This is a genomic window from Komagataeibacter sucrofermentans DSM 15973 (assembly GCF_040581405.1).
Taxonomy (GTDB): domain Bacteria; phylum Pseudomonadota; class Alphaproteobacteria; order Acetobacterales; family Acetobacteraceae; genus Komagataeibacter; species Komagataeibacter sucrofermentans.
This window is the reverse complement of record NZ_CP137157.1, coordinates 2,520,537-2,535,000: the sequence shown is the minus strand read 5'-3', so window position 1 is coordinate 2,535,000 and position 14,464 is coordinate 2,520,537. Positions and strand designations below refer to the sequence as shown.

7 protein-coding genes, 1 tRNA gene and 2 rRNA genes (1 of these 10 running past the window's edge) are annotated in these 14,464 nt (G+C 61.8%); 8 read left to right on the top strand and 2 right to left on the bottom strand.

The window, feature by feature from the left end; genetic code table 11:
- The 6 genes from R5N89_RS11930 to R5N89_RS11905 all read left to right on the top strand — a co-directional run.
- Nucleotides 1-728, top strand: a 23S ribosomal RNA gene (locus tag R5N89_RS11930) (it extends 2,013 nt beyond the left edge of the window).
- A 116-nt stretch (nucleotides 729-844) separates the two neighbouring features.
- A 5S ribosomal RNA gene (gene rrf, locus R5N89_RS11925) occupies nucleotides 845-960 on the top strand.
- Between the two features lie 20 nt (nucleotides 961-980).
- Nucleotides 981-1,057: transfer RNA gene (locus R5N89_RS11920), tRNA-Met, on the top strand.
- Between the two features lie 674 nt (nucleotides 1,058-1,731).
- Nucleotides 1,732-6,189, top strand: a complete 4,458-nt coding sequence (gene bcsA, locus R5N89_RS11915; protein ID WP_110570214.1) for a UDP-forming cellulose synthase catalytic subunit — start codon at nucleotides 1,732-1,734, stop codon at nucleotides 6,187-6,189.
- A gap of 2 nt (nucleotides 6,190-6,191) precedes the next feature.
- A complete protein-coding gene (locus R5N89_RS11910; protein ID WP_244192310.1) occupies nucleotides 6,192-9,992 on the top strand; it encodes a cellulose biosynthesis protein BcsC in 3,801 nt (1,266 codons plus the stop codon).
- A gap of 146 nt (nucleotides 9,993-10,138) precedes the next feature.
- Entirely contained in the window at nucleotides 10,139-10,636 is a 498-nt protein-coding gene (locus R5N89_RS11905; protein WP_110570215.1) for an SMI1/KNR4 family protein, read from the top strand.
- Nucleotides 10,637-10,707: 71 nt separating this feature from the next.
- Here the strand turns inward: R5N89_RS11905 and R5N89_RS11900 are convergent, their stop codons facing one another.
- On the bottom strand, nucleotides 10,708-11,220 hold the full coding sequence (locus R5N89_RS11900) for a hypothetical protein (protein WP_110570216.1): 513 nt from the start codon (nucleotides 11,218-11,220) through the stop codon (nucleotides 10,708-10,710).
- A gap of 366 nt (nucleotides 11,221-11,586) precedes the next feature.
- On the opposite strand from R5N89_RS11900, the gene R5N89_RS11895 reads away from it, so the two are divergent.
- Nucleotides 11,587-12,930, top strand: coding sequence for an IS1182 family transposase (locus R5N89_RS11895; RefSeq protein WP_233043190.1), 1,344 nt, complete (start codon nucleotides 11,587-11,589; stop codon nucleotides 12,928-12,930).
- 256 nt (nucleotides 12,931-13,186) lie between these two features.
- Nucleotides 13,187-13,687, top strand: coding sequence for a hypothetical protein (locus tag R5N89_RS11890; protein WP_110569495.1), 501 nt, complete (start codon nucleotides 13,187-13,189; stop codon nucleotides 13,685-13,687).
- 111 nt (nucleotides 13,688-13,798) lie between these two features.
- Here R5N89_RS11890 and R5N89_RS11885 read toward each other — a convergent pair whose 3' ends face one another.
- On the bottom strand, nucleotides 13,799-14,458 hold the full coding sequence (locus R5N89_RS11885) for a TetR/AcrR family transcriptional regulator (RefSeq protein WP_244192208.1): 660 nt from the start codon (nucleotides 14,456-14,458) through the stop codon (nucleotides 13,799-13,801).
- Nucleotides 14,459-14,464 lie beyond the last annotated feature (6 nt).

Genomic DNA, 14,464 nt, shown 5'->3' with positions numbered 1-14,464 from the left:
GCCATCCTTGAAATACCACCCTGACTGTTTCTGATGTCTAACCGAGGCCTGTTAGCCAGGTCCGGGACCCTGCATGGTGGGCAGTTTGACTGGGGCGGTCGCCTCCCAAAGTGTAACGGAGGCGCGCGATGGTGGGCTCAGGCCGGTCGGAAACCGGCTGTCGAGTGCAATGGCATAAGCCCGCCTGACTGTGAGAGTGACAGCTCGATCAGAGACGAAAGTCGGCCATAGTGATCCGGTGGTCCCGCGTGGAAGGGCCATCGCTCAACGGATAAAAGGTACTCTAGGGATAACAGGCTGATCTCCCCCAAGAGTCCACATCGACGGGGAGGTTTGGCACCTCGATGTCGGCTCATCACATCCTGGGGCTGGAGCAGGTCCCAAGGGTTCGGCTGTTCGCCGATTAAAGTGGTACGTGAGCTGGGTTTAGAACGTCGTGAGACAGTTCGGTCCCTATCTGCCGTGGGTGTTGGAGACTTGAGAGGATTTGTCCCTAGTACGAGAGGACCGGGATGAACATACCTCTGGTGCACCGGTTGTCGCGCCAGCGGCACAGCCGGGTAGCTAAGTGTGGACGGGATAACCGCTGAAAGCATCTAAGCGGGAAACCCACCTCAAAACAAGGTCTCCCCAAGGGCCGTGATAGACCATCACGTCAATAGGCCAGGTGTGGAAGCGCAGTAATGCGTGCAGCTGACTGGTCCTAATCGCCCAATAGGCTCATTCCATCGCCACAATCGTGGCAACACACATGCACAGCAGTCATCCACTCTCAATACATAGTCATACAAAAAACACCAACCCATCCACATCAAGTCCAACCCCATACGGGGAGACTCGATGACCTGGTGGCCATGGCGGGGAATGATCCACCCGATCCCATCCCGAACTCGGCCGTGAAAACCCCCAGCGCCCATGATACTGTGCCTTAAGGCACGGGAAAGTCGGTCGCCGCCAGGTCTTCCAGTCTCCCCCACAACCGCGGGGTGGAGCAGCCCGGTAGCTCGTCAGGCTCATAACCTGAAGGCCGCAGGTTCAAATCCTGCCCCCGCAACCAGACTAAACATCATAATGCCAAACAAAAAACCCGCCCCTCAAAGGCGGGGTTTTTGCGTTCAGAATTCCTCATGCAGGGACACAGCACCCCAGACCTGAAAGCAGGCTGTGCCAGCAAGGTCTCCTGTCCTCATTTTCAGGAGCCCGGGCGTCCAGAAATCTAGAGGCTATTCACGCTCCTATTCATGCCTCAGGATTGAGGCACTGGTAGAATACATTCTGAGGCGGCAACCAGAACGGTAGAAAAGATAGCCAGATACACGCATTGATTGCAGCGACCGTGAGATGCAGAGAGCATTATGCCATGGTTTATCATCTGTTTTAGGAAATGAATCCCGTTCCGCAAGGGCAGCCCCCGATACAGCCGGGATTTATTCTTGCGGCAACCCGTTCAGGGCTAAAAATAAAATAGGAAATATCATGTTTATTTCCTGGGCGCAGCATTGACAGGGCTATATTTTCAATATAATGGACTAAAAATGGTATAAAATATGCATGTTAAAGCCAATTCCTGTAAAGTATGATGATTGATGAATAATCATCATATAATGGCATATCTGTTTTTGCCGCCGCGGGTAATTCTCAATCTAAACCCGTAAAAATCGCCCGTAACACGGTCTTGTCCGCTCTTTTAATGTCCTATTTAAGGCATGCACGGTACAGTCACGAATTTCCATGATCTGGCGTATTCTCAAATCTCCTCTCGTCTCTGGCCCGTTATTCGCCGTGTTGCTGGCGGTGGTATGTCTGACCTACCTCTCCCCTGACCACCAGTTTTTCGTGGCGATAGGGGGGGCGATCCTGTTCTTTCTCGTTCGCCGGCATGATGAACGCTGGTCGCGCTGTTTTCTCATGGTGCTGTCCATTGTCGTATCCGGGCGTTATCTGGTGTGGCGCTTTACCTCCACGCTCGATCTTGATGGCGTGTTGCAGACAATTCTGGTCCTGGCGCTGGCGATTGGCGAAATCTATACCACCTTCCGGGTGGGCTTTACGTATTTCCAGCTCGCTTGGCCCCTGCGGCGGCAGATCCATCCCCTGCCAGAGGATGAAAGCAGTTGGCCGGTCATTGATGTCTATGTGCCGACCTATAACGAGGATATGGCGATCGTCCGCACCACGGTGCTGGGCTGTCTGGCCATGGACTGGCCGGCAGACAAGCTGAACGTCTATATTCTTGATGACGGGCGGCGGCGGTCTTTCCGTGATTTTGCCGAGCAGGTCGGGGCGGGCTACATCAACCGCGCGGAAAATGCCCATGCCAAGGCGGGCAACCTCAACCACGCCATCAAGGTGACAACGGGCGATATCATCGCGATCTTTGACTGCGACCACGTGCCCGTGCAGGGCTTTCTCAAGAAAACCGTTGGGTGGATGGTTGCCGATTCCAACCTGGCGCTTTTGCAGACCCCGCATCACTTCTATTCCCCCGATCCGTTCCGCCGCAACATGCGCGGGGGCATGCAGGTGCCGCCTGAAAGTAACCTGTTCTACGGCCTTTTGCAGGATGGCAATGATTTCTGGAATGCCACCTTCTTCTGCGGGTCATGCGCCCTGCTGCGGCGCAAGGCCATTGAATCGATCGATGGCTTTGCCACCGAAACCGTAACGGAAGATGCTCACACCGCCCTGCGCATGCAGCGCAAGGGGTGGGGCACGGGCTATCTGCGCGAGCCGCTTGCGGCAGGTCTCGAGACGGAAACCCTCCTGCTTCAGGTCGGGCAGCGCGTGCGCTGGGCGCGCGGCATGATCCAGATGCTGCGGATCGACAATCCCATGCTCGGCCGTGGCCTGCGCCTGACGCAGCGCATCTGCTACATGGCGGCGGCGACGAACTACTTCTTTGCCATACCGCGCATCATGTTCCTCATGGCCCCGTTGGCCTATCTGTTCCTGGGCGTGACCATGATCGCGGCCTCGCCTTATGAACTCGCGGTCTATGCCCTGCCGCACCTGTTCCATACCACCATGACCATGTCGCGCCTGCAGGGGCGGTGGCGCTATTCGTTCTGGAGCGAGATTTACGAATCCATGCTCGCGCCCTTTCTGGTGCGCATGACGTTCGTGACCCTGGTGGCGCCGCACAAGGGCAAGTTCAACGTAACCGACAAGGGCGGCCTGCTGGACCGCGAGCGTTTTGACTGGCGCGCCGCCTATCCTGGCGTGATCATGGCCGTGATACTGGCAGTGGGGCTGGTGAGCGGCATCTGGGCCGCGGTCGCCCATTATCATGAAACGGTGGTGTTCCGCGCCATGACCGTCAACTCGGTCTGGGTGCTGTTCAGCCTGATTATCGTGCTTGGTGGTGTGGCCGCCGCGCGTGAAACCCGCCAGCGTCGCCATAACCACCGCATTGCGGCCAGTATTCCCCTGAGCCTGTTCACGGATGGCGCGCCGCTCGTGCCGTGCCGTTCGGTGGATGTGTCGATGGGGGGCTGCCAGCTTGACCTGCCGCCCGCGCTGCCCCTTGCAGTGGGTGATGAACTGCGCCTGCACGCCACCCTGGCCTCCGGCCCGATCACGCTACGCGCAACCCTCGTCGCCCGGCACGAGGGGCGTGCCCATGTAGCGTGGATCATACCCGACCTCGCGACCGAAAAGCAGGTGGTGGGCCTTGTGTTCGGCCGGGATGATGCCTGGACCCAGTGGGCCGATTTCGCGCCCGACAGGCCCCTGCACAGTCTTTACATGCTGCTGGTCAGCATCTGCGCGCTGTTCCGGCCCTATCCGCGTGCGGAAAAGGCCGTGCCGGCACCGGCAGCCCCGCCTCCACCGGCTGTGCCCGAGGAGAAGCTGCCCGCCCGACAACTGGTCATTTTTCCGCCCCGCAAGCCACGTACGGGGGCTTCAGGCCTGCCGCTCATGGTGGCGGGGCTGCTGCTGTGCGGCATGGCAGGGGGCGCGCAGGCGGCCCCCACAGCGCCATCGGACATGGCGCCGGTGGAGGCCGCAGGCGAGTCCGTCACCGCCATGGATGATGCGCGCATGACCATGGTCGATGTGGACCGGGTCTCGCACCAGCCGCTTACGCGTACGCGCAGCCTGACCGAGATAGGGCAGAAAGACGACATGGTGCTGCGTGCTGACGCGCCGCTGCATGGGCTTGGCGTCAGGGTCGGGCGCGATGTCATCATTACCGGCGGCACGCTGGCCCTTTCAGGCACCGCGCATATGGGGCATGCGCCGGGGCGGATTGCGGTGGCCGTCAGCGTCAACAATCAGGATGTGGGCGTGATCTGCCCGGCGGCCGATGGGGCGTTCGGTCCCATCAGCCTGCCGGTCAGTCCGTTCTTTTTTGATACGCGTAACAGGATCAATTTCCGCCTGTTCATGCGCCCGGGCACCGACGCTGCTGGCGTAACGGCCTGCGGGCCAAATGCCCGCGCCCTCGCGCCTGATACGGCGCGGGTGAGCGCTACGGATGCCTCGATCACGATTGCGCAGCGTTCCACCCTTGCGCTGACCACGGTCAGCCTCGTGCCTCACCGGCTGCTCTCGGCGCTGCCCTATCCGGTGCTGGACCCTGATGCCGCGCAGACGCCGGTCGTCACCCTTGCCGTGCCTGACGTGTCAGATCCCGGCGTGCTGGCGGCTGCGGGCATGGTGGCCTCATGGTTCGGGGTGTATGCGCAGGACCGCCGGATCAGTTTCAACGTAACGCCCGGCCTGCCCGCGCAGGGCAATGCGGTGCTCATCGCGCCCAACCAGCCAGGGCCGTGGGGTGCTGTGCCGCCGGGGCCGGAACTCGCGGTCCTGCCCAACCCGCATGATGGTTTCGGCACGATCCTTGTCGTGACCGGGCGCAGCGTGGCCGATGTCACGACGGCGGCAAGGGCGCTGGTGCTGGGTGCGGAACATGATGCGCCGGGGTCGTTTGCCGCAGCGCCTGTCGTGTATCCTGCCGCGCGCCAGCCTTATGATGCGCCTGGCCTTGTGCGCACCGACCAGCCCGTGACCCTGCGTGAACTGGTCTCGACGGCGGACCTGCGCACCCATGGCCTGACATCGGGCACGCTCACGGTGCCGCTGTCGCTGCCACCAGACCTGCGCTCGTGGCGGTCCCGGCCGTTCATGGCGCGGCTGCAACTCAGCGCGCCAGAAGGCGACGTGCTGGACCGCGCGAAATCCCATGTCAGCGTCATGCTGAACGACACATTCCTGCATGTCTATCCGCTGGTGCCCTGGTCGATCAATCCGTTCCGTACGGCAGGCACGCCGGTGGAACATGACCTGGAACTGCCGGTATGGAAAATGGGGCAGCAGAACACGCTGCGGCTGTATTTTGACGTGCGTCCCCGGCACATGACGCAGGCCGAGGCTGCGGCATCGCCCGATGTGGTTGAACTCGACCCGTCCTCCACCATTGATTTTTCCAAGTCACGCCATTTCGCGGTGCTGCCTGATGTGGGGATGTTCGCCTCTTCCGCCTTTCCGTTCTCGCGCATGGCCGACCTGTCGGAAACGACCGTGCTGCTGCCGCCCCATCCTGCCCCCGACACGGTTGCCGCTTTTATGGACATGATGGGCTTTGCAGGCGCCGTCAGCCGCTATCCCGCCACCGGCGTGAACGTGCGGACCACCGACATGCCGGTCGATGATACGATTACGGGCGATATCCTGATCTTTTCCACGCTTGACGGGCTGGGCAATGGGCAGGCGGCGCTGGCGCAGGCGGGTTACGTGCGCAGCCCCTCGCTGCTGCAGCGCCTGCGCATGCGGGTGATGCACCCCGGCGCGGGCATGCCTGCGTACAACCTTGCCGAAGGCGCGGTGGTGGCGGCGGAGTCGCCCTTTGTCGCGCACCGTTCCGTTGTGGCCGTGCTTGGGGGCGTGCCCGCGTCATTGCCCGCCATGGTGCGCGACCTGCGCGATCCGGCCACGATGCACCGCTTTCACGGGGATATGGTGATCCGCCACGGCGCGCGGCTTGATAACTACCGCACGGGCGGAATCTACACCATGGGCAACATGCCCGCATGGATGCTGCCAGACTGGTATCTGGGCGGCCACCCGCTGCTGCTGTGCGGGCTGGGTGGACTGGCCGCGCTGTGCGGCACCTCATGGGCCATGACGGTGCTTGGCGCGCGCAGCAGGCGGCGCATCCTCAACGATGATCTGACGGGCGACCTGTGACCATGACCATGCATGACCGGCCTTCTGCGCCCTGTCGCATTCTGCTTCCCGTCCGGCGCGGCGCGGGGGTAAAGGCATGGGGTGGTATTGCCCTTGCCGGGCTGTTCAGCCTGTGCGCGCCCGCCTGCGCGCAGGCGCCCGTGCGTTATGCCGAGGGCATTCTCAACGCGCAGATAGAAGAAGGCGCATTCTGGATTCATCACGGCGATGACGCGCACGCCCAGCACGCGCTTGAGCGCGCGCTGCGCATCGAGCCGGACAATCTGGAAGCCCGCCTGATGCTTGGTGCCGTGCAGGTGCACGCCAATGACCTTGATGGCGCGCGCGCCAGCTTGCAGGCCCTGCAGGCGCAGCGCGGAGCGCAGGCGCAGGTTGATGCCCTGCAGGGCTGGATCGGGCAGGGGGTGGTTGACCCGGTGGCGCTGTCGCGGGCGCGGGCCCTGGCGGATGCAGGCAAGAATTTGCAGGCCACGCTGGCCTATCGCGCCATTTACAACGGCGGCCACCCCCTGCCGGAGGCCGAGCTGGAATATGACCGCGTGCTGTCCGGCTCGATACTGGGCTATGGGGAGGCCACGCAGCGCCTGCGTGCGTTGGGCAGCCTGCTGCCGCATGACCTTGAAATCCGCATGGCGCTGGCGCAGGCCCTGAGCTATCGCGCGCCCACCCGCGTTGATGCGATCGAGGACATGCGCGGGCTCGCCACATCCTCCGTCACGCCGGATTTCATCCGCGACGAGGCGACGCAGTCATGGCGTAAAACGCTGGAATGGATGGGAACCGACGCGCAGGCCGGGCCCTATTACCGCGAATGGCTGGCGCTGCACCCTGATGATGCGGACATGGCCAACCGCCTCAGGGCGCAGGAGGCCGCCCGCGCGCTGGCTGAACACCTTGCGCTGGTGGGGGCGGGCTATCAAGCGCTGGCGCATGGGGAGCTGGAGCAGGCGGAGAGTGATTTCCACACCTCCATGCAGGGCGCTCCGCCCCGCCCCGAAGTACTGGAGGGACTGGGCCTTGTGGCGCAGCGCCGGGGCGACGTGAAGGCCGCGCGCGCCTTTCTGGAGCAGGCGCAGGCCCTTGCCCCCGATAATGAAGGCATCCACGCCGCCCTTGCCGGGCTGGATGCGCCGGGCGGCGACCCGCAGCTTGCGCGGCTGTGGGGGCTGATGGCCCGCCACCAGTATGAGGAAGCATGGGCCATGCTGCCCGCGGTGGAGAAGGACCATGGCCGGATTGTCGATACCGTGCGGGTGCGCGCCATTATTGAACAGTCGCGCCACCAGCTTGCGCAGGCCGAGGCAGGATGGCGGGCCGTGTTGCAGATGGCGCCTGGTGACATGCCAGCCGCTGCCGCCCTGTCCGATGTCCTGATCGAGGAAGGCAGGCTCCGCGAGGCCGAAAGCTGGATTGCGCGCCTCAAGGCCGCGCATTACCCCGGCGTGAACAACCTTGAGGCTGGCCTGCTTGGTGGCATGGCGGAGACCGAGCCAGATCCCCGCAAGCGGGTCACGCTGCTCGAGCAGGCGGTGCGTTACGCCCCCCGCAATGGCTGGCTGCGCCTGCATCTGGCCCAGCTATGGCTGGCGCAGGGGCAGGCCACGCGCGCCCGGGCGCTGATGGCGGCGCTGTGCACCCCCACGCCCGCAACGGATGACAACCTGCAGGCCTGCTTCAGCTTCGCCCTGCTGGATCAGGACATGCCGCGCGCCGATGCGTTGCTCGCCCGCCTGCCACGCGCGGATATCACCGCCGCAATGGCCGATGGCGTGGCGCAGGTCAGGCTGTGGCACCGGATCCGCACGCTGCCCGCCGATGATGCGCAGGCGATCCCGCTGCTTGAAGCCATGCCCGTCCTGCCCGACCCCGAAGGCACGCAGGCGCGGCTGGTGGTGGATGCGCTGCTCAGGCGCCATGCGCCGGTGGCGGCGGCTTCAGGTGTGCTGCAACGCGCGCTTGCGGACAGTGCGGGGCATGCGAGCGTGAACCAGAGCCTGTCCTATGCCGGGCTGTTCATGCAGATGGATGATCCCGTGGCGGCACAGCATGTGCTCGATGGCCTGCCCGCCATCATGCAGGGCAGGCATCTGACGCCCGCCCAGGCCCGCGATCTGCACGACATGCAGCGTAGCCTCGCGATTGCGCAGGCGGACCGCGATGATATTGATGGCCACCCCGATGCCGCCCGCCGCCTGATCGATCCGCTACTGGCGCAGAACCCGACCGATGCCGACCTGCTGCTGGCGCGCGGGCGTGTCGATGCGGCCCGTCGCCTGCCCGCTGAGGCCGTGACATATGACCGCAGGGCGCTGGCCCAGCGCCCCGATGACAAGATGGCCCAGGCCGCCCTTGCGCGTGACGGTCTGGCCAGCGGGGACGAACGCGCGGCACGTGACATGGCCCGCACGCTGCAGGCCACCCACCCGCAATGGGGCGATACGTGGGAGATACAGGCCGAGATCGATGGCCTGACCGGCCACGACCGCCGTCGCCTGCATGACGTGCAGCGCGCCCGCGCGCTCGACTGCACGCCCCGGTCTGACGAGGATGATACCACCGGCCACGGCACGCGCATTGACGCAGGCTGCGCACCCCGGCGCGCGCGGGCAGCGGATGAATGGCCCGATATCAGCACGAATTTCGTGCCCGGCATGGGCGCAGGCATGCCGGAGGTCTATCATTACGACCCGCACCTGACCCCCGTGCAGGCGCTGGACCGGCAGGCCGGTTACCTGTCGCGCGCGCTAGGGCCGCAGGCGGATGGCAACCTCGAGATCCGCGACCGTTCGGGGCAGCCGGGGCTGGGCCACATGACGGTGGTCAATATTCCCATGACCGCCATCCTGCCGTTCTCGTCCACGCAGCACCAGTTTGCCTTTTCGGTCATGCCAAGCGTGCTCATGTCAGGCGATCCGCTGGCCTCAGGCACAACGGCGCAGCAATATGGCAGCGTTGCGGCCAATGGCGTGCGACCGGGCTTTCACGTGCCTGCCGCCGTGGCGGGTGTGGCGCTGTCAGCACATTACCAGTGGCGGTGGCTTGCGGCCGATGTGGGCTCGACGCCGCTGGGCTTCACCACGACCAATGTGCTGGGTGGCATCGAGCTGACGCCGCACCTGACGCATAACCTGACCCTGCGCCTGACAGGCGAGCGCCGCGCGGTGACCGACAGCCTGCTGGCCTATTCCGGCGCGCGCGACCCGGGCACCGGCCAGGTCTGGGGCGGGGTCACGCGCAACCGCGGCCACGGCCAGCTAGAATGGGCGCAGCCGGGCTACAACCTCTATGCGGGTGGTGGCTACGCGGTGATGCAGGGCACGCATACGGTCGCCAACCACGAGAGCGAGGCTGGCGCTGGCGGGTCCGCCCTTGTCTGGCACCGACACGATGCGCATCACGTGCGGCTGGGGCTGGACCTTGTGTATTTCGGGTATAAGCGCAACACGTATTTCTTCACCTGGGGGCAGGGGGGCTACTTCTCGCCGCATGCGTTCATGGCTGCCCTGGTGCCGGTGACCTATGACGGGCATGCGGGGCGGTGGACATGGCTGTTCAAGGGCGAAGCGGGCTACCAGCACTATACCGAGCGCGCCACGGCGATGTTCCCCATGGGGGAAGGCGGCCTTGCGGCCCGACAGCAATATGCGGGCCAGTCCACCGGGGGCTTGGCGGGCAACGTGCTGGCGCGGGCGGTCTATCAACTTACACCCTCGCTGCGACTGGGGGCGGAAGGGGGCTATTCACGCTCGGGTAGCTGGGATGAGGTGCATGGCATGCTCATGCTGCATTACGCGCCGGGGTAAGGAAACCGGCAGGCGGGGAATAACCGTGTTCCGAAGCGTTTTAAAAACAGATTCCCCGTACCTTTATAATTTCAGGTTATTATCAGGTGTTTCATTTGCAAAAGGATAGGCATTTTCAATAAAACAATCATAGGATAGAAATAAAAATGATAAAATTGATTTGTGAAGCAGGAAAAATATCAGACAAAGAAATTGTTCAGTATGAAGAAGAGTTGGGTTTTTTATTTTCTGATGCGTATAAAGATTTCCTGAAAAATCATAATGGATCTGAACTTCCCAATAATTATATAGACATTCCTCCCGGCCAGGGGGCATGTGTTTCCAAAATATTGCCTGTTGAAGAAATAGAATCATGCATTAAAATTATAAATGATGATGTTGTGACCTATAATTATTTTCCATTTGCCGCAGATGATTGTGGAAACTACTTTCTTATGGATAAAGGTGGGCACTGTATATATTTTTACGATCATGAATATATGGGAAAAGAAGCCATAACAAAAATTACTGGCTCTCTTGATTGTTTTTTACAAGATATAAAACCGGTTTCTTTAAATGATCTGCCGATGCCACAAGGCAGGGTTCTTTACATGAATGAAGAGATTCTGAATAAATTCAGGAGTGCCGGCGGGCAGAAAAAATGAATTTTTAAAGCAGGCGCCACTATCCTGCGCTTGAGGCCGAGGCGTGTCGCAGCGCCCATGCCGCGCAGGCTTTACAGCTTCTGGCGCATTTCCTCACGGATCTGGTTGCACTGCTTGGTGAAGACGCTGGCCTGTGATGCGGTCATGAAATTGATGATGAAGGCCCCGATCAGTGAACAGAACGACAGGCCGATCACGAATTTGCCGGTCACGCTGATGCTGGCATCATAATATTCCGCCGAATACCACAGCAGGAAAAGGCTGAGCGCCGCGCCAATAAAGCCCAGAATACCGGTGGAATGGATAAGGGAATCTTCCTCGTTGCTGAATGACGAGGATTCCTTCCACAGCAGGTAAAGCTTCTGGTTCATTTCATCGACCTGGCAGTCATGCTCGAGCTGGGCGGCGGAGGTTACCTTGCCCGGTGCCGAGCGGTGCATGTCGAGTTCCTGCTGTGCCTTGGCAAAGACGCGCCGACGTTCCTTTATGGCGGGCAGGCTGATATCCACAAAGCTGAGGATAGCTACATTCAGGCCTGCCGATAACTGCACGACAGCCTGAAAATCACCCCACGTCTGGCTCACGCGGCTTCTCCCTTATCTGCACACGCCTGTTATCACGATAGCGCAGGACCGGGCGAGGCAGCAGATTATAAAAATGAGCGGCAGGGCTGCATCCGCGCCCGTTATGCCTCTGTTCAGGAGGGGCCGGCGGGGGCACCCTGCACTCACCCTGTTGCGCAGGAGGGCGTATTGGTCGCCTCAGGGCTGAAGGTTTTGCGCGCCGACCATCTGCTGCACCCGCAACGCAAATTGTTGAACGCCGTTTTGGCCTGCACGTGTCCAGCCTTCATAAGCGCGGGATAGGGCTGGCCTGACTTTTCAGGCCGCATCTTAGCAGCCTGTCGGGTTGGGGTACCCTGTGAAGGGGGGCGATTGTAAGGTGGTGTGATGAGCAGCTTCATCCCGTTTGACCGGTCTCAGCCGTATCTTCTGCCGCCTGATCTGAAGTCGTGGCTTCCTGCTGATGATATGGCGCATTTCATTGTAGCCGCCGTTGAGCGGGTTCCGATGAGTGCGTTCTGCGTGCCAGTGCGCACGGGAGGCAAGGCGCAGTATCATCCGCGCCTGATGCTGGCCCTTCTGATCTTCAGCTATGCGAACGGGTTGTTTTCCTCACGCCGGATCGAGCGGGCGACATATCGCGACATCGGGGTGCGATTCGTGGCGGCGAACCTGCATCCGGATCATGATACGATTGCGACCTTCCGCCGGACGAACCGGACAGCCATTGAAGCTGCATTTGCGCAGGTCCTGCTTCTGGCGCGCGAGACGGGTCTGCTGCGTCTGGGCGTGGTGTCGATCGACGGCACGAAAATCGATGCTGACGCATCGAAATACCGTTCGGTGCGCTACGACCGGATCAGGGCGCTGCGCGAACAGCTGGCTGTGGATATCGCGAAACTGATGGACCAGGCGGAGCATGCGGACGTCACAGACAGAGATCCGCAGGCATTGCCGGAAGAGCTTGCCCGGCGGGAAACGCTGAAAGCGAAGCTGGACGAAGCCTGCGCCCGGCTGGAAGCTGATGCGAAGGCGCAGGCTGAAACGGCGCGACCGGCCTACGAGAAGAAGAAAGCCGCTTATGATGCGAAAACAGGGCGTCGCGGCCGGGCGCCCAAACCGCCCGATGATGAACCACCACCCGACCGACAGATCAGTCTGACCGATCCCGACAGCCGCCTCATGCGGCGTTCGGACGCCCACGAGTTCCGGCAGGCTTACAATGCCCAGGCCGTGGTGTGCGCCGAAGGCAGCCAGTTGATCGTGACAACCGACGTTGTCGCCACATCAGCGGATGCGCCGTCCTTTGCCGACACGGTGCTGTCGATGGAAGACACAATCGGTCTCCCAAAGACAGTGCTCGCCGATACCGGTTACGCCAGCGGGCAGGCGGTCCGGAAACTGCGGGAAAAGGGCATTGATCCGCTGGTCGCCATTGGACGGCCCTGTGCCCGCAGACCTTACGACTTCCGACCCCGGCCCGCAGAAAGGGAGCCACGCCGGATAACCGAACCCTGGCGGCTTGCCATGAAGGACAGGCTGGAAACTACAGAAGCCGGAGATCTTTACAGACGACGAAAACAGACCGTGGAGCCGGTCTTTGGAATTATCAAAAGCATCATGGGCTTCAGAAAATTCAGCCTGCGTGGCCTTGCAAAAGTCACGACCGAATGGACACTCGTTGCTCTCGCATACAACTGTAAAAGAATGGCGCGGCTTCAGGCAGCATAAGCCAGGTCAGCCTTGGCGTTATCAGCCGCAAAATGCCCAACCCGACAGGCTGTTAGAGTATTTTTAATTCTTTACGCCGATATTTTTCCTCCATGTCAGTTTCAGTGCTGTTGCCTTGCTGGAACTGGATTCTATGCCATGGGGGAAGAAAATGTCCGGTGTCCTGACCACAGGTATGAGCCGTTCCAGCGGGGGCAGGTATGACAGGGGGAGCAGCCCCGCAGGCGCCATACCTCTTACCGGCGCCATGACAGGCATGAGCCCTGAGCCGGAGGGGGCGCAGGCGGCATCCGCCGGAACAATGCATGATGCCGATCTTCACCTCATGACGGATAAAGGCATCGCCATCCGCAAGATGCGCGACGCCAATCGCTATGCGGTCTTCATGCTGCCGCCCGGTGTCGGCACCGTAAAGATCGTGTCCCGCACCACCCGCCCGGTCAGCATGGCTGGCCCGTGCGGCGATGACCGCCGCCCGCGTGGCGTGCTGGTCCGGCATATCAAGCTGTTTGAAGGCACCGTGGCCCGGCATATCGTGATGCATCTGGCCCAGAAAGCGCCAGCGGGATGGCATGATGATTTTTACGCCCCGCGTCCCGAGCCCTGCCGCTGGACGGATGGACAGGGGCTGCTGCATCTCGGCCCGCGTTATCCCGGCATGCTCGGCGTGCTGTGCCTGGAGGTTCTGGCCGGAGGGCCATATGGCGTGGCGCCCGCATGCAGCACGACAGCCGGGCCGCCCCGCCTGACCGCCTGAAGAGAAAAAGTCCTGAAACGCCAGTTCAGAAATAACCCGGAAGTTCTTGGTGAAGCTTTCGTCCGCACAAAAGGCGATGCTTCAAAACGCGGGGCGCTGTTTTCAAGCGCTCTATGAGGCCGCAGGGCAACCCTGCGCGAAGCCCGCCAGAAAAATCTGCACCGCCCTGTGAAAGCGCGGGCGCATGTCCTGCTCGATCCATGAGCGGTCGGGCTCGCAGGCCAGGCTTTGCAGCATCAGGTCGCCAATGGTCATGCCAAACAGCATGTTGCTGTACATCGATATATCCTCAACCGGCCCGTTCCGCGCCCGCACGTAGCGGTCGAGCCAGGTGGTGAGCACATTGTCCTTTCCGCCCGCGCGCAGGCTGCTCATGATCTGGCGGATGTCTTCCGACTGCGGGGATTCGGTTACGAGTGCGCGGATCAGGCTGATGCGATCAGGCCGCAGGATCACCCCGCCAAGCCGCATGAGCAGTTCGGTCAGTTCCTCCGCCGGGTCGGCCATGTGCAGGCATTTGCCAGGGCTGACATTGAACAGCCTGCTGCTGACCAGCGTGTGGAACAGATCCTGCTTGGAATGAAACATGAGGTACAGCGTGCGCTTGGACATGGCCGAATGCTGGGCCACCTTGTCCATCGAAGCCGCATGATAGCCGCATTTTTGCAACACTTCACTTGCCGCGTCGAGAATGCGTTCGCGGCGTTCGCATTCCTCCATTTCCGGGGGGCGACCGGGGCCGCGGCGCGGGGTATCGCAGTTATCATGCATGGTGCC